Source organism: Micromonospora sp. DT46 (assembly GCF_049841735.1).
GTDB lineage: Bacteria > Actinomycetota > Actinomycetes > Mycobacteriales > Micromonosporaceae > Micromonospora > Micromonospora reichwaldensis.
In genome coordinates this window covers 276,872-296,536 of record NZ_JBNCKW010000001.1, presented here as the reverse complement: position 1 = coordinate 296,536, position 19,665 = coordinate 276,872, and the positions used below count along the sequence as shown (strand labels likewise).

Genomic DNA, 19,665 nt, shown 5'->3' with positions numbered 1-19,665 from the left:
GCCGTCGGGAGCGACGAGGCTGACGGCGAGGTCACCGATGTAGGTGTGCACGATCTGTACGGCGACCGTGCTGGTGGAGCCGGCGGTGCCGGTGCAGCCCGCGATGGTGATGGTGCTCTCCACCGTGGCGTTGTCACTGATCGTCACGTCGGTGCCGTTGGTCTGGGTGCAGCCGGTGGGCGGCGGGGGCGGCGGGGGCGTGGTGCCGCCGTCGCCGACGTACAGCAGCTTGTTGGGCGAGCCGGTGCCGGGGCTGGTCACCGCGTTGCTGGTGGCGTCGGCGACGAGCTTGTCGCGTACCTGCTGCGGGGTGAACGTCGGGTTGGCGGCGAGCACGAGCGCGGCGGCGCCGACCACGTGCGGGGTCGCCATCGAGGTGCCGCTGATGCTGTTCGTGGCCGTGTTGCTGGTGTGCCAGGCCGAGGTGATCGAGCTGCCGGGCGCGAAGATGTCCAGGCAGGTGCCGATGTTGGAGAACGACGAGCGGGCGTCGGTGTTGGTGGTCGAACCGACGGTGATGCCGGCGAGGAGGCTGGCCGGCGAGCTGTTGCAGGCGTTCGCGCCGTAGTCGTTGCCGGCCGCCAGGCCGTAGGTGACGCCGTCGGCGATGGAGCGGGCCACCGCGTCGTTGAGGGCCTGGCTGAAGCCGCCGCCGAGGCTCATGTTCGCCACCGCGAGCTGGCCGGCGGCGTGGTCGCCGGTCACCCAGTCGACGCCCTGGATGACGCCGGCGTCGGTGCCGCTGCCCTCGCAGTCGAGCACCCGGACGCCGACCAGCGTGACGCCCTTGGCCACGCCGTAGGCGGTGCCGCCGACCGTGCCGGCCACGTGCGTGCCGTGCCCGTTGCAGTCGTCCGCGCTGCCGCCGTCGATGGAGTCGAAGCCGGTGACGGCACGACCGCCGAAGTCGCTGTGGCCGAACCGGATGCCGGTGTCGATGATGTACGCCTTCACGCCCGAGCCGGTGTTCGGGTAGGTGTAGGAGTTGTTCAGCGGCAGCGCGCGCTGGTCGAGCCGGTCCAGGCCCCAGGACGGGGTGGGGCTCTGCGTACCGCTGATCCGCATGGTGTGGTTCTGCTGGACGTAGCGCACCGAGGGGTCGGCGGCGAGCCGCTTGGCCTCCGCCTCGGACATCCGCGCCTCGAACCCGCGCAGCGCGTTCTGGTACGTCCGGTTGACCGCGCCCCGGTGCCGGCCGGCGAGGTCACGCGCCTTCTTCGTGACGTCGGTCCGGCCCACCGAGGTGTCCTTGAACACCACGATGTACGAGTCGTCGACGGCGGTGGCGCCGCCCGCCATGAGGATCTGTCCCTCGGCGGGGGCGGCCGTCGCCGGGGCGCCGAACGCCACGGCGGTGGCGACGGCGGCGGTCAGCACACCGGCGCGCCAGCGGCGCGCGGCTGGATAGGGGAGTGTCATCCCTCGGGTGTTCCTCTCGCTACACGACGGCGGGTGCGCCATCGATCGCAATTGATCAAAGTGAGCAAGAGCGTAGGGCCTCCACGGCAAAATGTGGAGACGTGAGGGGGACTTGTATTAGGGGTGCGGACTGCGGTAATGGATCAGCCGGGCTCACTGCCACGTGGAGGTCTACGCTGCTGCGTGTGGACCCGGTCGCCTTTCATGTCGCCTCCCGCCCCGCACACGGCGAGGGCGAGCTGACCGTGCACCACCCGTACGACGGGCGCGTCGTCGGTCGTACCACCCTCGCCACCGCCGGCCAGGTCGAAGCGGCCGTCGCGGCAGCGGCCGGGGTGGCCGCGGAGGTCGCGGTCCTGCCCGCGCACGCCCGCGCGGCGGCCCTGGACCACGTGTCCCGGCGGCTCGCCGAGCGGGCCGAGGAGTTCGCGCGGCTGATCACCGCCGAGAACGGCAAGCCGCTGAAGTGGGCCCGTGCCGAGGTCGGCCGCGCCGTCTCGACCTTCCGCTGGGCCGCCGAGGAGGCCCGGCGCTTCTCGGGCGAGCTGCAACGCCTCGACACCGACCCCGCCGCCACCGGGCGGATCGCCCTGGTCCGGCGGGTGCCGAAGGGGCCGGTGCTCGGCATCGCGCCGTTCAACTTCCCGCTGAACCTCGTCGCGCACAAGGTCGCCCCGGCCATCGCGGTCGGCGCCCCGATCATCGTCAAGCCCGCCCCCGCCACCCCGCTGTCGGCGCTGCTGCTGGGCGAGCTGCTCGCCGAGACCGACCTGCCGGAGGGGACGTTCTCGGTCCTGCCGCTACCGAACGAGCGCGCCGCCGAGCTGGTCGCCGACCCCCGGCTGCCGGTGGTCTCGTTCACCGGCTCCGGGCCGGTCGGCGCGGCGATCCGCCGCTCGGTGCCCGAGAAGCACGTCACCCTGGAGCTGGGCGGCAACGCCGCCGCCGTGATCTGCGAGGACTGGAACACCGCCGAGGACCTGACCTTCGCCGCGCACCGCATCGCGACGTTCTCCAACTACCAGGCCGGCCAGTCGTGCATCGCCGTGCAGCGGGTCTACGTGCACGAATGGCTCTACGACGCGTTCCTGCCCCGCCTCGTCGCGGCGGTGCAGGAGCTGCGGGTCGGCGACCCGTCCGACCCCCTCACCGACGTCGGGCCGCTGATCTCCGCCGACGCCGCCCGCCGGGTCGAGGCGTGGGTGGACGAGGCCGTCACCGCCGGCGCCACCATCGAGCTGGGCGGCCGGCGCGACGGCGCGACCTACCCGCCGACCGTGCTCTCCGGCGTGCCGGCGGACGCCAGGGTCTGCGCCGAGGAGGTCTTCGGGCCCGTGCTGGTGGTCGCCCGCGTCGCGCACGACCAGGCCGCGTTCGCCGCCGTCAACGACTCGGCGTACGGGTTGCAGGCGGGGGTCTTCACTCACCGCCTCGACACGGCCTTCGCGGCGCACCGCGCCCTGGAGGTGGGCGGGGTGATCGTCGGCGACGTGCCGTCGTACCGGGCCGACCAGATGCCGTACGGCGGGGTGAAGGGCAGCGGCGTCGGGCGGGAGGGCGTGCGCAGCGCCATGGAGGACTACACGGAACCCCGGGTCATGGTGCTGACCGGCCTGTCGCTGTAGCGCCGCCCGCTCACCAGGTGCCGTCGTCGCGTACGCGGGCTGGCGCCCGGCCGAGCAGCAGGGTGGTCAGCGCGGCGTCGATGTCGTCGCCGAGGAACCACTCGCCGGCCTGGTCCAGCGCGAAGACCCGCCCCCGCTCGTCGACGGCGAAGATGCTGTCGCCGTGCTCGGACCCGACGGGAAAGAGCCGAGTCCCGAGCACAGCGGCGAAGTCGGCGAGCGTGCCGGCCGAGTATGCGCTGCGGAGTGGGTTGGTCGTGAACCGACTGATCCAGACCTGCTCGCCGGGGCCCCGGCGGCTGCTCACGATCGCGGGAAAGGCGGTCAGCGCCCGTTCGGCCGCAGGGAAGGGCTCGTGGCGGTGTCGCTGGCCGGCGACCTCGCACGTCTCCCGGATCGCCCCGGCGGCCAGGGCGGGGTTGAACTCGCTGTCCTCCCAGCCCCCCTCCATGAGCGCGTCGGCTACGGCGGCCGGGAAGCGGCCCGGATGGTGCGGGTGCTGCGGCTGCGGGTGCCACTCCGAGGTGAAGGCCAGGTCTGCCCAGGACAGCGCGTTGAAGTGGACCAGGAAGTTGACGCACGAATCGCAGGCTCTCTCCGCCCTGCCGCCATAAGCGTCGCCCGCCTCCCGCACCCGGAAGACCTCGAGGCGGGCGCCGCCCAGCAGCATCTCCGCGTCGGCCATGCCGAGTGGCGCGATGCCTTCGGCGGCGCGGTGGTGGTCGTAGTGGTGCAGGACGTCGGAGACGACGATCAGCTCGGCGTGCCGGTCGCCGCCGCGTACGAGGTGGCCGGCGGGAAGTTCGTCCAGGTAGGTGCGCACGAGTGGGTGGTGGTTGAGGGTGACGTCGCCCTTGGCGCCCTGCGCGCGGAAGAGTCGTCCCTCGACCGTCAGGTGCGCCGCCGTGTTGGGGGTCGGTAGGCGGCGGATCTCGCGGAGCAGTTGGCTGGCCGGGTCGACGGTGCGGGGTGCCCCGGGGCCTTGCGGGCGGCTGCGGTGGTACATCTGCGCGACCACGTCGGTCGGCACGCGCGGCCAGGTGGTCACCTCGCCGGTGGTCTTGTCGACGACGGTGGTGGGCAGGTCGCCGGGCATCGTGTTCGCCTCGACGGGCACGGTGGAGGTGATGACGTAGCCGAGGTCGAACTCGTCGATGTTGGGGTGGCAGTCGTGTCCCAGGCGTTGTGACTCGCGGCGGGCCCACACGGCGGCGAGTTGCTCGGCCTGCTGGCGATCGATCACGGCTTGAAAGTACCGGACCCCACGGATTCGTGGCGCCCGGTATGGTTCGCCCTACCGACGGTAACCGGGGGAGGGTGGCGTTGGCCGAGAGTGTGGACCGGGACGCCAATCGCGCGCTGCGGGCGCGGTTCGACGAGGTGTACGGGGACTACCAGCGACTGAGGTCCGGTCTGGACGAGCTGCAGGGCCGGCTCGCCGAACTACGGGTGACCGAGCGCTCCGAGGACGGTCAGGTGACTGCCACCGCCGGTGCCCGTGGCGAGCTGATCTCGGTCGAGCTGCACCCCTCCGTCTTCCACGACCGGGACGCGAAGGCGTTGAGCCGGAAGATCACCGCGACCGTCCACCTGGCCGGCGCTGCGGCGGTCGCCGCCACCCAGGAACTCGTGGCCGGCTACCTGCCCGCCGGCTCCGGGGCGACGGACTTCCTGCGTACGGGTGACTTCGGTTCGTTGCTGGGCCGGGCCGACGCCGTGCTGCGCCGGGGCGAGTGATGGACGGTCAGCTCTGGCTCGACCCGCAGCGCGCCCGACGCGGGGGCGTCGACCTCTCGCTCTCCGGCGAGGCCATCACGGCACGCCGCCGCCAGATGGGCGGCGCCATCGCGGCGGCGAGCGACCGGTCGCCGTGGGGTAAGGACGACATCGGGGCCGCGTTCGAGCAGAAGTACCGCGGCTTCGAGGAGCTGGTCCTGCGCGCGTGGGACGGCGTGGGCCGGCACCTGGAGGGCCTCGGCGCCGATGTGGTCCGGTCGGTGGACGCCAACCTGCGGACGGATGCGGCGAGTGCGGGGCGGCTCGGCCGCGTCGGCGACCGGCACCAGCAGCGCTGATCCGCTGAGGAGATCCGGATGAGTGTGTTGCCGAGCCCCATCCCGCACCCGCTGGACTACTCGCCCTGGCAGTTGCCCGGCTGGGTCTACGAGGCCCTCGACTGGGTGATCGGTGTCGAGTGGCCGGAGGGCAACGAGCGGGCAGTCTGGGAGTTGGCGGACCAGTGGTACGGGGTGGCCGCCGCCCTGGTCGGGCCGCGTGCCGACGCCGTTGCCGCCGCTGGTGAGGTGCGAGGCGGGTACGGCGGCGTCGGGGCGGTCGCGGCGGCCTTCGACGCCGCCTGGCGTCGGGTGGCGGAGGGCGACGAGGCGCTGCTGCCGGTGCTGCTGGCTGTCAGCACGGAGCTGGGTCGGCTGGTGGAGGAGTGCGGCTGCGACATCGAGGGCGCCAAGATCGAGGTCTGGATCGAGCTGGGCATCCTGGTGATCGAGTTGCTGTCGCTGGCCGTCGCGACCGTGCTCACCGCCGGCGCGGCCTCGCCCGCCGCCGGGGCGGCGATCGCGGCCACCAGGCTGATCGTGCAGCAGATATTCAAGCGGTTGATGGCGCAGTTGGCGCGTAAGTCGCTCAAGCAGGGGCTCAAGGAGGCCGGCGAGCGGGCGGCGAAGGAGGTCACCAAGGGCGGCATGCGGGGGTTCAGCCGCCGAGCTGCGCTGAGCGGCGTGTCGGAGGCGGCCGAGGAGGGCGGCATCAACCTCGCCACGCAGGCGTACCAGAATTCGACGGGCCGCCGGCACGGGCTGGACGTGACGGAGTTGGGCACCACGGCGCTCGGCGGTATGGCCGGCGGGGCGGTGGCGCCGCTGGCGGGTCTGGGGCGGCACGCCACCGGCCGGGGTGCCCGGGTCGGGGAGCACTTCGGCCGCGAGATGGCCGGCGAGGTGATGGCCGACCAGGCCGCGCGCCTGGCCACCGGCCAGGGGTTGACCTCGGTGGAGGACGCGGCCCGCGCGGCGGCGTCCGGTGCCCGTGGTTCCGCCACCGCGCAGGCCGACGCGGCCTTGCAGGCACGGCTGAACGGCCAGATGAGTGCCCTGGCCGGAATGTCCTCCATCTCGGTGGACAGTGAAGCCCCTACCCAGCCCTTAACCTCCATCGCAGGTTCGATGCCGGGCGGGGAGGCGTCCCGCCAGGCACTTTTGACGCCGGACGTGGAGACGCCCCGATCAGTGCCTGCCGTCGGCGTCGACACGGCAGACGAGGCGAGGGCGGCGGCCGTGACTCATGCGCCTCCGGATGCTGGTGCACCCGAGTCCGGCAGCCGGATTCCCGAGCAGCGTGGACCCTCGCCCAGTACACCGTTCCAGGTTTCCGATTCCGTCTCCAATGCGCACGTGGTCAGCCCGGCAGTTGAGGGTCTGCCTGCAGAGGCACGAGACGCTCCACCGCCCCCACCTGGCGTCGACCCCGGGGATCCGTCCGTACTCTCGATGTCGCAAGTCGAGGCGCCCAGGGCCCCGCTCGACCCGACGCTCTCCTCCGTCGCGCCTGCGGCACCTCCGACGGTTGCTCATGCCCCGTCGGTTGCCCCTGGCCCGGTCAACGAATCGGTGCACGGTTCGGGGCTGGCCGCGCATGCCAGTGCCACGGCAGCCAGTCCGCCGACGACCGTGGGGCCAGCACCCAACGGTTCACTGGCGAATCCGCCGCTGGCCGGCATCCCGGCGCAGGCGTCCCCGGTCACCACAGGGCCGGCAGCGTACGGTGAGACGCTGGCGAGAACCGCAGGGCCGCAGGCGGAGTCATCGCGCGTCCCAGGCGTGGGGCCGGAGAAGCCCGTGGCCCCGTCACCGACAGACCGGACGCCCGAGGCGGTGCCACACCCGTCAAGAGCCGCAGGGCAGCCACCTCCGCGTCCGCGCACGCCCGAGTGGTACGCCGCCAGATGGGCCGCGGACCAGGACGCGTTCGAGCGACGCCGCTACCGGGGGCACTTCGAGTTCCAGCGCACGACTCATGAGCAGAATCGCCGTCTGGACAGTGCGGCGCGACTGCGTCAGGCCGCGGAACGGAGTTACGACGAGGCTCGGTGGCTGGTCAGCGAGGGTCGTCGCCTGGCGCGGGCTGGACATCGCGTCTCCGCCGAGCGGTACTTCACGGGTGCCCGTGACCGGGAGCGCTGGTATCACCAGCAGAACGATCTGGCAGAAGCGGTACTCGCCGGAGCGTCCGCCCCAGGCGTTGTCGCCGTCGATGGCACGGACTTCCGTCGGATCAACGACGACGTCGGGGACCTGGCGTACGGCGCCGTGGAGACCGTCGACCGTTCGGCGTTGACGGGCGACGACTACCCGCCGCCGATCGACCGGTCACGCGACTACGGCCGGCCCGGCGGTCTGCGTCCGCCGCTGGCCCTGCACCAGACCGACATCGAGCGGCAGGTTCCCCGCGAACCCGACGGCAGCGTCCGCCGCAACGCCGACCCCCGAGAGGGCGGCTGGTTCGGGCTGGTCAACGACGGCGGACCGCAGGCCGACCCGACCCGCGGCATCAACTGCATCGACTGCACCCTGTCGATGTTCGACACCTGGATGCACGGCCGCCCCCGGGTCGCCGCCCCCCGCACCTTCGACGCCTACCTGGCGGGCGACGTCACACGCCCCATCAACGGCGAACGAGACGGCATCGGACGGGTGGAGGACATCACCGGAGGACGCTTCCAACGCCTCTGCCAGCCCACCCAGGACATCCAGGGCCCCCAGCGACAGCACGCCATCGACACCGGATACCGCAACCTCCACGCCCAACTACGCCTCGGCGGCCACGGCAGCTTCGCCTTCGTCATCAACAACTGGGAACAGGGCGGCGCCCACATCTGGGTCGCCCTCAACCAGAACGGCACCATCCTCTACCTCGACCCACAGACCGGCGCCGTGTCGACCACACCCCTCTACCGACACCACGGCGTCGCCCACTCCCACAACGCCGTCGACACCGAAGTCCTGATACTCGGCTCCGACGGCAGACCAATGCCACTGGGCGGACTACGACGGGGACGATTCAGCCAACGACCAGACCTACCGCAGTACCCACCCGCCGACACCGACCAGGGATACGGCGAACTACACCTCAACCGCATGTATCTCCTGGACGGACCGGGCTCGGCTCCGTCCGACGGGTCGACGTCACCGGGGCTCCCGCGAGAGCCCGACGAGGCGGCGCCGGCCCCCGGACGCGGCGACACACCGTCCGAGGACCTACGGACGGCGCGGGAGCGCGCGCAGGCGGAACGGTCAGGAAACCGAACTGCCGTCGTCGCGATCCTGGCCGCGGAGCCCGACCTGGAACGGGTCTTCGCCGCAGGCGTGACGCCGGCCGAGGTGGCGGCCGGAGTAGACGCGCCGGCACTCCGGCGACTCGTGCCGCAACTTGACGACGCAGGCGCCGGAGACGTGGCACGGCTGTTTGCGGATCCACGCGTGCAGCGGATGCTGGATGAGACATGGCGGCAGCCGCCCAGGGACGAGCCGATGTTGGCTGAGAGCCTCGTCCGGCAGTTGGCGCAGCGACCTGACCTGGCGCGGATGGTCCTCGCTACACCTGAATTGGCCACTTCGCTGACGGCTAGGCCGTTGACGATGCTCCATCTGGCTGCACAGCAGCAGGCGATCGACGTCCTCGGCTCCGTACTCGATGACATAGCGGAACGAGGAGCAGCCGCAGTCGCTTTCGAGGGAGTTCCTGACGTTCTGCCGACGCCCTTGACCGACGCTCAGCGGCAGATCAGTGCCAACTTTCCCGCCGAGGAGGAAAGAGCGGTACAGGCTGGATTCGACATGGCCCGTAAGGGTGATGACGAGTATCGTCACGAATATCTTGATCAGTTGTACGTCGACGCGGCCGAGGCGCAACGGGAGCTTCTGGCGCTTGCGGAGCGCTTGGCCGCCGATGCACCCGGCTTCGCTGAACCTGCTGGTCGCCCGGGACCGAAGGACAGGAAGCGAGCCAAGGACAAGATCGCCAAGTACCGGGGTGACGCTTCCCTGCTCACCGATCTTGCCGCAGCAAAGGTGGTATTCCGCGACCTGTCAGATCTCTATGCGGCCCTAGACATGCTCCGTCGATACGAAGGCGTACGAATCGTCGAGTTCGAAGACCGCTTCCTCGGTCCGCAGGAGAGTGGTTACCGGGACATTCAGATGTCGTTGCGGATGTCGAATGGTCACATCGCGGAGTTTCGCCTGCATCTCCAAGCGCTTGATGAAGTGGCGTCTTGGGAGCACGCCCTGTACAAGGTCCGGCGTGACCTCAAAGCGGTTGCCAAGGAGCAGGGCCGTGTCATGTCTCCGATGGAGCGAGCCCTTTACAATGGCGTCCTCAAAGAGGAGCAGCGCCAATTCTGGCAGGCGCTGCAGACGACATTGCGTGGAGGCTCGCAGAGATGACCGAGATGCCCGGCCTCACGCTTCCAGCCTATTTCAACTACTACAAGTCACCGGTGAAGATGGCCGGTGCACCGGACGGCAGCATCAAGGCGTGGCGGCTGTCTCACGACACTGGCGGGTGGGAGCCCGCAGATGATCTCGTTGAGGAGATCCTGTTTGCCGTCGGCGGGGAGATCAGCTCGCTGACCGTTGACTCCTTCATTCAGTGGACAGAGCACGATCGTGGCCGCTATCTGCGGGGCGAAGGACCGGTCTTCGCGTTGTACGAGACAGTCAGGGCGATCGTAGAGAGCGCCCAGGCCGAAGGGCGACGACTGACGGCGACGGAACTGGCGTTGGTTCGGGGCATCAGGCGCAAGACGTTCCTCATGTTCGAGGAGCAACTTCAGCAAGCGGGTGACCCCGCGGCTGATCCATCCCTGGGGGCTGACGAAAGTAATCCCTCCTGAGTCTGCCGGGCCGGGCAAACCTGTTACGGCTCCGGCTGGGCCTCCATGGGGCCCGGGTTGGCCGACCCCCGCTGCCAGGCCGACGCCGTTCCCTTCGGCGACACCCGGAGGGAGCGCCCGTCTCCGGCGGACGGTCGCCGGTCGGGACGTGCTTGAGGCGCTACTGCTCCGAGCCCGGTCAGTAGGCGTCCGCCGCCCTGGAGGGTCGCGGGTTCGGGGGCGGGTTGCCGGGCCGGAATACCATGGCGAAATGGCTGAATCAGACAATGGGCAGAAGTCGCCCGGCCCTGGTGGGTGGCAGTCCAACGCCTGGGCATGGCCGGTCGGCCTCATGCTCGGTCTGGTCGTCGGCCTGGCCGCACTGGACGGAGCCGCCGGTGTGGGCGTCGGCATCGCGATGGGGGTGGCGTTCGCCGTCGCCCTGGGAGCCGGCAGCACCCGGGACACCGACAGCGAGGATGACGACAGCGAGGACGCCGACAGTAAGGGCGACGACATCAAGGACGACGACGGGCAGGGCGCCGACAGGTCGCGCACCGACGGGCCGTCGTGACGTCGGGCGAACCCGGAGCCGCGCGGGTGGAGACGACCGGGGCGTCGGATCCCCGGATCGACAGGCCGGGCAGTGTGGCGGAGGCGCTTGCCGTACAGGAGCGGTTGCGGCCACTGGTGGACCTGGCCGGGCCCGGTCCGGCCGAGCCCGCGACGGTGGCCGGGCTGGACGTGGCGTACGCCGAGAGTGGTGACCGGCTGGCGGCGGCCGTGACCGTGCTGGACGCCCGGACCCTCGCGGTGGTCGACTCGGCGGTGAGCGTGGGCCGGCCCGCGTTCGGGTACGTCCCGGGGCTCTTCGCCTTCCGCGAGCTGCCCGCGCTGCTCGACGCGCTCGACCGGCTGACCGTGCTTCCCGAGCTGCTGGTCTGTGACGGGCACGGGTTGGCCCACCCGCGCCGGTTCGGGCTCGCCTGCCACCTGGGCGTGGTGACCGGCCTGCCCGCCATCGGGGTGGGCAAGACGCCCCTGCTGGGGGAGTGGACGCCGCCGGCCGGGCGCCGTGGCGCGTGGACGCCGTTGCGCGACGGGGGCGAGACCGTGGGTCGGGTGCTGCGTACGCGGGACGGCGTGAAGCCGGTCTTCGTCAGCGTCGGCCACCGGATGAGCCTCGACGACGCGACCGCGCGGGTGCTGGCGTTGACGCCGCGCTACCGGCTGCCGGAGACCACCCGTACCGCCGACCGGCTCTGCCGCGACGCCCTGGCCGCCGCCGAGACGACCGTCCGTACCACCTGAGGCCCGACCGCCCGCGCCGTCTGAAGCGACCGCCCGCGCCACCTGAGGCCGCCGCCGGAGCGACCGCCCGCGAGCCGCCTCGGGCCGCCGCCGGGTTCGGCAGGCCCGGACCGACGGACGCGTGACCGTCCCGCCGCCGGCCAGGGTGCGCGGACCGGGTCGCGGGGTAATACGGCGCACATCCGGAGCGCTCAATGATCGGGCCCCGACCGGGCCCGGTAGTAGCCTGACCGGCGGACCCCCGTCGGGGGAGGAACGGCGAGGTGATCATGGCGGTACGTCGGCACGCGGCGCGGCTCGCGACGGTCTGCGCGTTGCTGGGCGGCCTGGTGGCGCTCGGCGCGACGCCGGCGCTCGCCGCAGGCGACTCGGTCCGGGTGCGTTCGGCCGGCAGCTTCACCGCCGGCGGTTCCGCCGGGAGCGTCTCGATCGAGGTGCGCAAGCGCAGCGACGGCTGCGTGCTGCTGCGTACCGCACTGGGGTTGCGCCTGGCCGGCCTGCGCGCCGACCAGGTCAGCGCGCAGGTCAACGTGGGCGGACGCTGGTTCCCGGTGCCGCTCTCCGGTGCTCGTGGCAGCGCGGCCACGTCGGCCACCTCGCCCCTGAAGCCGAGGCTCTGCAAGGGCAAGAGCATCACGGTGCGCTACCGGGTGGCGTTCGCCGCGGAGGTGCCGGGCGGCCGGCTGGCCGTCAGCGGCGCGGCCAGCGACGCGCTCGGGCGGGCCCTGGGCCGGGGCGCGGTGGCGTCCCGGGTGGTCGGCGACCGGGCCACGCCCTCGCCGACGCCGAAGCCGTCGAAGAAGCCGTCGCCCACCCCGAGCGCGGCCGCCACCGAGGTGCGGGCCGGCGCGGCGGACCCGAGCCTGGCCGCCGGCCAGGGCGCGGGCGCCGTCAGCAACGCTGCCGAGGAGGAGTCCTCCGGCGGCTCGGTGGTCATGTTCTTCGGCATCGCCATGGTCGCCGTCGGGATCCTGCTCATCGTCCTGCTGTTCCGCCGCTCGCGGGCGGACAAGGAGCCGGCCGACCCGGGCCACGTCCCGCTGCCCCGCAACCCCGGTGGCACCACCTACCGCTCCGGGCAGGGCCCGGCCGCCGCCCCCGGCCCACCCGGCCAGGTGTACGGGCAGCAGCCGCCCGCCCCCGGCCTGTACGGCGGCGGGCCCGCCCCGCGGCCGGCCGGCGGCGCGCCCGCTCCGCGCCCCGCCGGCGGCGTGTACGGCAGCCGCCCGGGACCGGCCCCGGAGGCCCCGCAGGTGGTGCCCGGCGCGCCCGCCTCCCCGCCCGTGTCGGCCCCGCCGGCGCCCCCGGTGCCGGGGCAGTACGGGGCGCCGCCGCCCGTGCCGCCCGCCCAGGGCAAGCCCGGTGACCCGCCGCCGGAGACCGGCGGTGGCGACCACACGGTGTTCATGCCCCGGCTCCCTGGCTGAGCCGGGCCGGGCCGCGCCGCTCCGATACGCTCAGGCCGTTGAGGACCTGCGGCGCGAGGAGCGAGACCGGTGTCTGATCTGTCCCAGATCGTGAAGGCCTACGACGTCCGTGGGACGGTGCCGGACCAGTGGGACGAGCAGGCCGCCGAGGCCCTCGGCACGGCCTTCGCGCAGGTGCTGGACGGCTTCGGTGAGCGGGACGGGGCGGCGCTCGTCGCGCACGACATGCGTGCCACCGGTCCTGCTCTGGCCGCCGCCTTCGCCGCCGGCGTGCGCGCCGAGGGGCGCGCCGTCATCGAGCTGGGTCTCGCCTCCACCGACATGCTCTACTACGCCTCCGGCGCGCTGGGGCTGCCCGGCGCGATGTTCACCGCCAGCCACAATCCGGCGCAGTACAACGGCATCAAGATGTGCCGCTCCGGGGCGCGCCCGATCGGGCAGGACAGCGGGCTGGCCGAGATCCGCGAGCGGGCGCAGGCGCTGCTGGACAAGGGCGAGCGTCCGACCGGCACGCCGGCCGCGCCGGCCGAGCGCCGCGACCTGCTGGCCGACTACGCGGCGTACCTGCGGCAGCTGGTCGACCTCTCGGGCATCCGTCCGCTGAAGGTGGTCGTGGACGCCGGCAACGGCATGGCCGGCTACACCGTCCCGGCCGTGCTCGGCGACGCCGTCCTGCCGGCCCTGCCGCTGGAGATCGTGCCGCTCTACTTCGAGCTCGACGGCACCTTCCCCAACCACGAGGCCAACCCGCTGGACCCGGCCAACCTGGTCGACCTCCAGCGCGCGGTGATCGAGCACGGCGCCGAGATCGGCCTGGCGTTCGACGGCGACGCCGACCGCTGCTTCGTGGTCGACGAGCGCGGCGAGCCGGTCTCGCCGTCGGCGGTCACGGCCCTGGTGGCGGCCCGCGAGCTGGCCAAGCACCCCGGCTCGACGGTGATCCACGGCCTGATCACCTCCCGGGCGGTGCCGGAGATCATCCGCGAGCACGGCGGCGAGCCGGTCGTCGCCCGGGTCGGGCACTCCTTCATCAAGGCGGAGATGGCCCGGACGAACGCGATCTTCGGCGGCGAGCACTCCGCCCACTACTACTTCCGCGACTTCTGGTTCGCCGACACCGGCATGCTCGCCGCGCTGCACACCCTGGCCGCCCTGGGCGAGCAGTCGCTGCCGCTGTCCGTGCTGGCCAGCGAGTACGAGCGGTACGTGGCCTCGGGTGAGATCAACTCGACGGTGGCCGACCAGGCCGCGAAGGTGGCCGAGGTGCGGGCCGCGTACCCGCAGGCCGACGTCGACGAGATGGACGGGCTGACCCTGCGCTTCCCGGACGGCGCGTGGTTCAATCTGCGCGCCTCCAACACCGAGCCGCTGCTGCGGCTCAACGTCGAGGCCCCGACGCGGGAGCGGATGACCGCCCTCCGTGACGAGGTGCTCGACCGCGTTCGCCGATAAGATCGCCTGCGCCGGTCGGCACCGTCGATCGGTGAGACCGCATACGTGGAAGGAGCCGCGCCGTGGCCCTGGACCCGCAGTTGCTGGAAATCCTCGCCTGTCCGGACACGCATCACGCCCCGCTCGACTACGACGCGCAGGCGCAGACGCTGACCTGCACCGAGTGCGGCCGGATCTTCGAGGTCCGCGACGACGTGCCGGTGCTGCTGCTGGACGAGGCGCGCGGCCCCTCGGAGCAGTCGTGATCGACGGTGTGGCCGGGGTCAGCGGCCGGCGCGAGCCCGACGAGGCACTGCTCGACGACCCGGCCGCGCTGGCCGAGCACGACCCGGGCGGCATGCTGCGGCACACCGCCTCCGCCGGGGCGCAGGTCCGCGAGACGGCCGCGCTGGCCGCCGAGGCCAACCTCCAGGTGCTCGCCGACGAGGGCCGCCCCCGGGCGGTCGTCATCGCCGGCATCGGCACCGCCGGGCGTACCGGTGACGTGCTGGCCACCGTCGCCGGGCCGCGCTGCCCGGTGCCGGTCATCCCGCACCGCAGCGCCGGTGTGCCCGGCTGGGTGGGCGCCGCCGACGTGGTCATCGCCGTCAGCGCGTCCGGTCGCAGCCCCGAGGCGCTGGGCGCCGCCGAGGCCGCGCACCGCCGGGGCGCCCGACTGGTCGCCGTCGGCGCGCCCGACTCGCAGTTGCAGTCCGTGGCCGAGCGGGCCCGGGCGCCGTTCATCCCGGTGCCCCGGCGCGCCCCGGCCCGGGCCAGCCTCTGGGCGCTCACCGTGCCGGTCCTGCTCGCCGCCCGTACGCTCGGGCTCGTGAAGGTCAACGAGGCGGATCTGGCGGAGACCGCGGCCCGGCTGGACGCGGACGCCGACCGCTGCCGCCCGACGGCCGAGTCCTTCGTCAACCCCGCGAAGTCGCTGGCTCTGGGCCTCGCCGGCTCGGTGCCGATCGTCTGGGGCTCGTCGCCGCTGGCCACGGTCGCGGCCCGCCGGTTCGGCGACACCCTGTCCGCCAACGCCCGCTACCCCGTGGTCAGCGGGGCGCTCGGCGAGGCGGGGCGCGGTCGGGTCGGCCTGCTCGACGGCGTGTTCGGCGGTCTGGCCGAGGGGGAGCGCGACATCTTCGCCGACCCCGACGCGGAGGCGCCGTCGGGCACCCGGCTGCGGTTGGTGCTGCTGCGCGACGGCGGGCTGAACCCGGAGGACGACGCCGACGAGCCCCTCGACGTCGAGGAGCGCCGCGCGGACGCCGTGCAGACCCTCGCCGAGCGGCGCGGCGTGCGCTGCGACGTGGTGACCGCCGAGGGCGGCTCCGCGCTGGAGCGGCTCGCCTCGCTGGTCGCCGTGCCGGACTTCGCCTCGATCTACCTCGCCCTGGCACACGGACTGGACCCGATGGCCGTGCCGGCCATCACCGAAATGAAGGAGCTGGCAAACCAGTGAGCGATAGCAGGGAACGGGTCGAGCGGCGCGTCGCGCCGATGCCCGGCGGTGCCGCGCGACACGACGGAGCGACGGCGTGAGCGCCAACGGTGGTACGAAGGCGATCGTCGCCGCCCTGCTGGCCAACGCCGGCATCGCCGTCACCAAGTTCGTCGCGTTCCTGCTGACCGGGTCGTCGTCGATGCTGGCCGAGTCGATCCACTCGGTCGCGGACTCCGGCAACCAGGCCCTGCTGCTGCTCGGCGGGCGTCGGGCCAAGCGCGCGGCCACTCCTCAGCACCCTTTCGGCTACGGCCGGGAGCGCTACATCTACGCGTTCATCGTCTCCATCGTGCTGTTCAGCGTCGGTGGCCTGTTCGCCCTCTACGAGGCGTACCACAAGTGGTCGCACGAGGAGGGCATCACCTCGTGGCACTGGGTGCCGGTCGTGGTGCTGGTGGCGGCGATCATCATGGAGACGTTCTCCTTCCGCACCGCGATCGTCGAGTCCAACCTCGTCCGGGGCAACCAGTCGTGGGTGAAGTTCGTCCGGCGCGCCAAGGCCCCCGAGCTGCCGGTGGTGCTGCTGGAGGACCTGGGCGCGCTGGTCGGTCTGGTCTTCGCGCTCTTCGGCGTGGGCATGACGCTGATCACCGGCAACGGCCGGTGGGACGCGGTGGGCACCGCGATGATCGGTGTGCTGCTGGTGATCATCGCGATCATCCTGGCCATCGAGACCAAGAGCCTGCTGCTCGGTGAGGGCGCCGAGGCGCACGACGTCGCCGCGCTGGAGAAGGCGGTCACCGACGGCCCCGAGTTCGAGCGGATCATCCACATGAAGACGCTCTACCTCGGGCCCGAGGAGCTGATGGTGGCCGCCAAGGTCGCCGTGCCGGCTGGCGTCACCGCCGAGGTGCTGGCGCAGAGCATCAACACCGTCGAGGGTCGGATCCGCGCCGCCGTGCCGACCGCCCGGGTGATCTACCTGGAACCGGACATCTACCACGCCACCGCCGAGCGGGCGGTCGCCGGGACCGCGTCGCCCGCCGAGCCGGGTGAGGTCGCCGGGCGGTCCGGGAGCTGACCGGTGGAACTGCTGCACGGACCGATCCGCGACTACGCCTGGGGGTCCCGCTCGGCGATCGCCGAGTTGCAGGGGCGGCCGGCGCCGAGCGACGGCCCGGAGGCCGAACTGTGGCTGGGCGCCCACCCGGGCGGCCCGGCCCTGGTCGACCGCGACGGCGACCGGGTGAGCCTGACCGACCTGCTGCTCGCCGAGCCGCACCACTGGCTCGGCGAGCGGTTGGTCGGCCGGTTCGGCACCCGGCTGCCGTTCCTGCTCAAGGTGCTCGCCGCCGACGCCCCGCTGAGCCTCCAGGCGCACCCGGACGCCGAGCAGGCCCGCGCCGGGCACGCCGCCGACGCCGCCCGCCCCGACGGACAGCGCAACTACGTCGATCCGTACCACAAGCCGGAGCTGCTGGTCGCGCTCTCGCCGATGGAGGCGCTCTGCGGTTTCCGGGACCCGGCGGCCTCGGCGGCGGCGCTGGCCGGCTTCGGCGTACCCGCGCTGGAGCCGGTGCTGGCGACGCTGCGGACCGGGCCGGCGGGCCTGCGTGACGCCGTACGACTGCTGCTGACCTGGCCCGCCGACGGGCGCGACGCGCTGGTGGCGGCCGTGGCGTCGGCACCGGTCGCGGGGCCGGACGCGGAGCTGGCCCGGGACCTGGCCGCCGCCTACCCGGGCGACCCCGGGGTGCTGGTGGCGATGCTGCTCAACCGGGTGCGGCTGGCCCCCGGCGAGGCGATCTGGATGCCGGCGGGCAACCTGCACGCCTACCTGCGTGGCACCGGCGTGGAGATCATGGCGGCCAGCGACAACGTGCTGCGCGGCGGGCTGACGCCGAAGCGGGTGGACGTCGAGGAGCTGCTGCGGGTGCTGCGCTTCGAGGTGCTGCGCGACCCGGTGGTGCCGCCGCTGGAGGTCGCCCCGGGCGTGGTCACGTGGCCGGTGCCGGTGGAGGACTTCGCGCTGCACCGGGTGACGGTGGGCGCGGGACTGCCGGCGGTGTCGGTCGAGGTGCCCGGGCCCCGGGTGGTGCTCTGCCGCTCCGGCGAGGTCTCGGTCGACGACGGGGCCGGCGCGGTGACGCTGGCGCCCGGGCGGGCGGCCGTCGGCAGCGCCGCCGCCGGGCCGCTGCGCCTGGGCGGCGCCGGGGAGGCGTACGTCGCGAGCTGCGGCCTGCGCTGACCGGCCCAGCGGCGACGCGCAAGTCCGACTTTTCCGGAATAGCTTGACGCGACTCTGGCTGAGTGTGACTCTATGAGTACGCAGCGTTATCGCGACGAAGGTCCGAGAACGCGCGGGGGAACCAAACCGGGGGGATGCACGGGGCGGGCGGCCGATGGACGGGACACCGTTCACGACCGACCGCCCCGTGCGCTGTCCGCTGATGTCTTCGTGCTCACTTCACCCGACCGGTCCTCCCGTCGGCGGCTCGCGCGCGTAAGGTGAATGGTCGCGCAGCACATCGTCCGACAGGAGATTTCATGACCAGCACCCTCCCGGCGTCCGCCAGCGGCACGCCGTCCGAGGCCCGGCCGAGCACTCTCGCCGAGGGCGACTACAAGGTGGCGGATCTGTCGCTCGCCGAGTTCGGGCGTAAGGAGATCCAGCTCGCCGAGCACGAGATGCCCGGCCTGATGGCGATCCGTCGTGAGTTCGCCGACGCCCAGCCGCTCGCCGGTGCCCGGGTCACCGGGTCGCTGCACATGACCATCCAGACCGCCGTCCTCATCGAGACCCTGGTCGCGCTCGGCGCGCAGGTCCGCTGGGCGTCCTGCAACATCTTCTCCACCCAGGACCACGCCGCCGCCGCGATCGTCGTCGGCCCGGAGGGCACCCCCGAGGCCCCGGCCGGTGTCCCGGTCTACGCCTGGAAGGGCGAGAGCCTGGAGGAGTACTGGTGGTGCACCGAGCAGGTGCTCGCCTGGCCCGACGGGCAGGGCCCGAACATGATCCTCGACGACGGCGGCGACGCCACCCTGCTGGTGCACAAGGGCGCCGAGTTCGAGAAGGCCGGCGCGGTGCCGCCGGTCGAGTCCGCCGACTCCGAGGAGTACGCGGTCATCCTCGGCGTGCTGCACCGCTCGCTCGCCGAGGACAACCAGCGGTGGACCCGGATCGCCGCCGGCATCAAGGGCGTGACCGAGGAGACCACCACCGGCGTGCACCGGCTCTACGAGATGCACCGCGCCGGCACCCTGCTCTTCCCCGCCATCAACGTCAACGACTCGGTGACGAAGAGCAAGTTCGACAACAAGTACGGCTGCCGCCACTCGCTCATCGACGGCATCAACCGGGCCACCGACGTGCTGATCGGCGGCAAGATGGCGGTCGTGCTCGGCTACGGCGACGTCGGCAAGGGCTGCGCCGAGTCGCTGCGCGGCCAGGGCGCCCGGGTCGTGGTGACCGAGGTCGACCCGATCTGCGCGCTCCAGGCCGCGATGGACGGCTACCAGGTCGCCACCCTGGACGACGTGGTCGAGCAGGCCGACATCTTCATCACCGCCACCGGCTGCTTCGACGTCATCACCAACGAGCACATGGCCCGGATGAAGCACCAGGCCATCGTCGGCAACATCGGCCACTTCGACAACGAGATCGACATGGCCGGCCTGGCGAAGCGTTCCGACGTCGAGCGGGTCAACATCAAGCCGCAGGTCGACCTCTGGAAGTTCGCCGACGGGCACGCCATCATCGTGCTGTCGGAGGGCCGCCTGCTCAACCTGGGCAACGCCACCGGCCACCCGAGCTTCGTGATGTCGAACTCGTTCGCCAACCAGACGATCGCCCAGATCGAGCTGTTCACCAAGACCGAGGAATACCCGATCGGCGTCTACGTGCTGCCCAAGCACCTCGACGAGAAGGTCGCCCGGCTGCACCTGGAGGCGCTCGGCGCCAAGCTGAGCACCCTCACCAAGGAGCAGGCGTCCTACCTCGGCATCTCCGTGGAGGGCCCGTTCAAGCCGGAGCACTACCGCTACTGACATCCACCGCGCCGACCGGGCCGACCGCTCCCTTCCGAGCGGCCGGCCCGGTCGGCGTTTCCGGGGCGGGCGCGC

16 protein-coding genes are annotated in these 19,665 nt (G+C 72.5%); 14 read left to right on the top strand and 2 right to left on the bottom strand.

The annotated features are described in order from the left end of the window. Positions 1–1,419: S8 family serine peptidase (locus tag ACLQ20_RS01330; RefSeq protein WP_425853935.1), on the bottom strand; the 1,419-nt coding region annotated here is incomplete at its 3' end. A 185-nt stretch (positions 1,420–1,604) separates the two neighbouring features. Here ACLQ20_RS01330 and ACLQ20_RS01325 point away from each other — a divergent pair. Beyond that, positions 1,605–3,044, top strand: a complete 1,440-nt coding sequence (locus ACLQ20_RS01325) for an aldehyde dehydrogenase family protein (protein ID WP_151456359.1) — start codon at positions 1,605–1,607, stop codon at positions 3,042–3,044. Positions 3,045–3,054: 10 nt separating this feature from the next. Here the strand turns inward: ACLQ20_RS01325 and ACLQ20_RS01320 are convergent, their stop codons facing one another. After that, positions 3,055–4,287, bottom strand: a complete 1,233-nt coding sequence (locus ACLQ20_RS01320; RefSeq protein WP_425853934.1) for an SUKH-3 domain-containing protein — start codon at positions 4,285–4,287, stop codon at positions 3,055–3,057. A gap of 74 nt (positions 4,288–4,361) precedes the next feature. On the opposite strand from ACLQ20_RS01320, the gene ACLQ20_RS01315 reads away from it, so the two are divergent. The 13 genes from ACLQ20_RS01315 to ahcY all read left to right on the top strand — a co-directional run bounded on the left by ACLQ20_RS01315 (position 4,362) and on the right by ahcY (position 19,590). Next, positions 4,362–4,781, top strand: a complete 420-nt coding sequence (locus ACLQ20_RS01315) for a YbaB/EbfC family nucleoid-associated protein (RefSeq protein ID WP_327030536.1) — start codon at positions 4,362–4,364, stop codon at positions 4,779–4,781. Beyond that, positions 4,781–5,119 (top strand): hypothetical protein, encoded by a 339-nt coding sequence (locus ACLQ20_RS01310; RefSeq protein ID WP_225852389.1) that lies wholly within the window; start codon positions 4,781–4,783, stop codon positions 5,117–5,119. Before ACLQ20_RS01315 ends, ACLQ20_RS01310 begins: the two co-directional genes overlap by 1 nt. A gap of 18 nt (positions 5,120–5,137) precedes the next feature. After that, positions 5,138–9,505, top strand: coding sequence for a toxin glutamine deamidase domain-containing protein (locus tag ACLQ20_RS01305; protein ID WP_425853933.1), 4,368 nt, complete (start codon positions 5,138–5,140; stop codon positions 9,503–9,505). Then, a complete protein-coding gene (locus ACLQ20_RS01300; RefSeq protein ID WP_425853932.1) occupies positions 9,502–9,954 on the top strand; it encodes a hypothetical protein in 453 nt (150 codons plus the stop codon). The genes ACLQ20_RS01305 and ACLQ20_RS01300 overlap by 4 nt, the downstream gene beginning before the upstream one ends. 250 nt (positions 9,955–10,204) lie before the next feature. Further along, a complete protein-coding gene (locus ACLQ20_RS01295; protein WP_425853931.1) occupies positions 10,205–10,507 on the top strand; it encodes a hypothetical protein in 303 nt (100 codons plus the stop codon). Positions 10,508–10,533: 26 nt separating this feature from the next. After that, a complete protein-coding gene (locus ACLQ20_RS01290; protein ID WP_151456352.1) occupies positions 10,534–11,244 on the top strand; it encodes an endonuclease V in 711 nt (236 codons plus the stop codon). Positions 11,245–11,513: 269 nt separating this feature from the next. Further along, positions 11,514–12,671 (top strand): hypothetical protein, encoded by a 1,158-nt coding sequence (locus tag ACLQ20_RS01285; protein WP_425853930.1) that lies wholly within the window; start codon positions 11,514–11,516, stop codon positions 12,669–12,671. A gap of 69 nt (positions 12,672–12,740) precedes the next feature. Next, positions 12,741–14,123 carry a phosphomannomutase/phosphoglucomutase gene (locus ACLQ20_RS01280; protein ID WP_151456587.1) on the top strand — a complete coding sequence of 461 codons (1,383 nt, stop codon included), beginning with the start codon at positions 12,741–12,743 and terminating at the stop codon, positions 14,121–14,123. A 62-nt stretch (positions 14,124–14,185) separates the two neighbouring features. After that, complete coding sequence (locus ACLQ20_RS01275; RefSeq protein ID WP_121396478.1) at positions 14,186–14,368, top strand: Trm112 family protein; 183 nt, start codon at positions 14,186–14,188, stop codon at positions 14,366–14,368. Next, on the top strand, positions 14,365–15,561 hold the full coding sequence (locus ACLQ20_RS01270) for an SIS domain-containing protein (protein ID WP_151456586.1): 1,197 nt from the start codon (positions 14,365–14,367) through the stop codon (positions 15,559–15,561). The genes ACLQ20_RS01275 and ACLQ20_RS01270 overlap by 4 nt, the downstream gene beginning before the upstream one ends. A gap of 76 nt (positions 15,562–15,637) precedes the next feature. Next, positions 15,638–16,624, top strand: coding sequence for a cation diffusion facilitator family transporter (locus ACLQ20_RS01265; RefSeq protein WP_151456585.1), 987 nt, complete (start codon positions 15,638–15,640; stop codon positions 16,622–16,624). Between the two features lie 3 nt (positions 16,625–16,627). Next, positions 16,628–17,791 (top strand): mannose-6-phosphate isomerase, class I, encoded by a 1,164-nt coding sequence (gene manA, locus ACLQ20_RS01260; RefSeq protein WP_425853929.1) that lies wholly within the window; start codon positions 16,628–16,630, stop codon positions 17,789–17,791. Positions 17,792–18,090: 299 nt separating this feature from the next. Then, positions 18,091–19,590 carry an adenosylhomocysteinase gene (gene ahcY, locus ACLQ20_RS01255; RefSeq protein WP_151456583.1) on the top strand — a complete coding sequence of 500 codons (1,500 nt, stop codon included), beginning with the start codon at positions 18,091–18,093 and terminating at the stop codon, positions 19,588–19,590. The last annotated feature ends 75 nt before the right edge of the window (positions 19,591–19,665 follow it).

Excerpts from the sequence above, each read along its gene's own strand:
- ACLQ20_RS01310 (WP_225852389.1), top strand. The coding sequence starts at position 4,781 with ATGGACGGTCAGCTCTGGCTCGACCCGCAGCGCGCCCGACGCGGGGGC.
- ACLQ20_RS01305 (WP_425853933.1), top strand. The coding sequence starts at position 5,138 with ATGAGTGTGTTGCCGAGCCCCATCCCGCACCCGCTGGACTACTCGCCC.
- ACLQ20_RS01300 (WP_425853932.1), top strand. The coding sequence starts at position 9,502 with ATGACCGAGATGCCCGGCCTCACGCTTCCAGCCTATTTCAACTACTAC.
- ACLQ20_RS01295 (WP_425853931.1), top strand. The coding sequence starts at position 10,205 with ATGGCTGAATCAGACAATGGGCAGAAGTCGCCCGGCCCTGGTGGGTGG.
- ACLQ20_RS01285 (WP_425853930.1), top strand. The coding sequence starts at position 11,514 with ATGGCGGTACGTCGGCACGCGGCGCGGCTCGCGACGGTCTGCGCGTTG.
- ahcY (WP_151456583.1), top strand. The coding sequence starts at position 18,091 with ATGACCAGCACCCTCCCGGCGTCCGCCAGCGGCACGCCGTCCGAGGCC.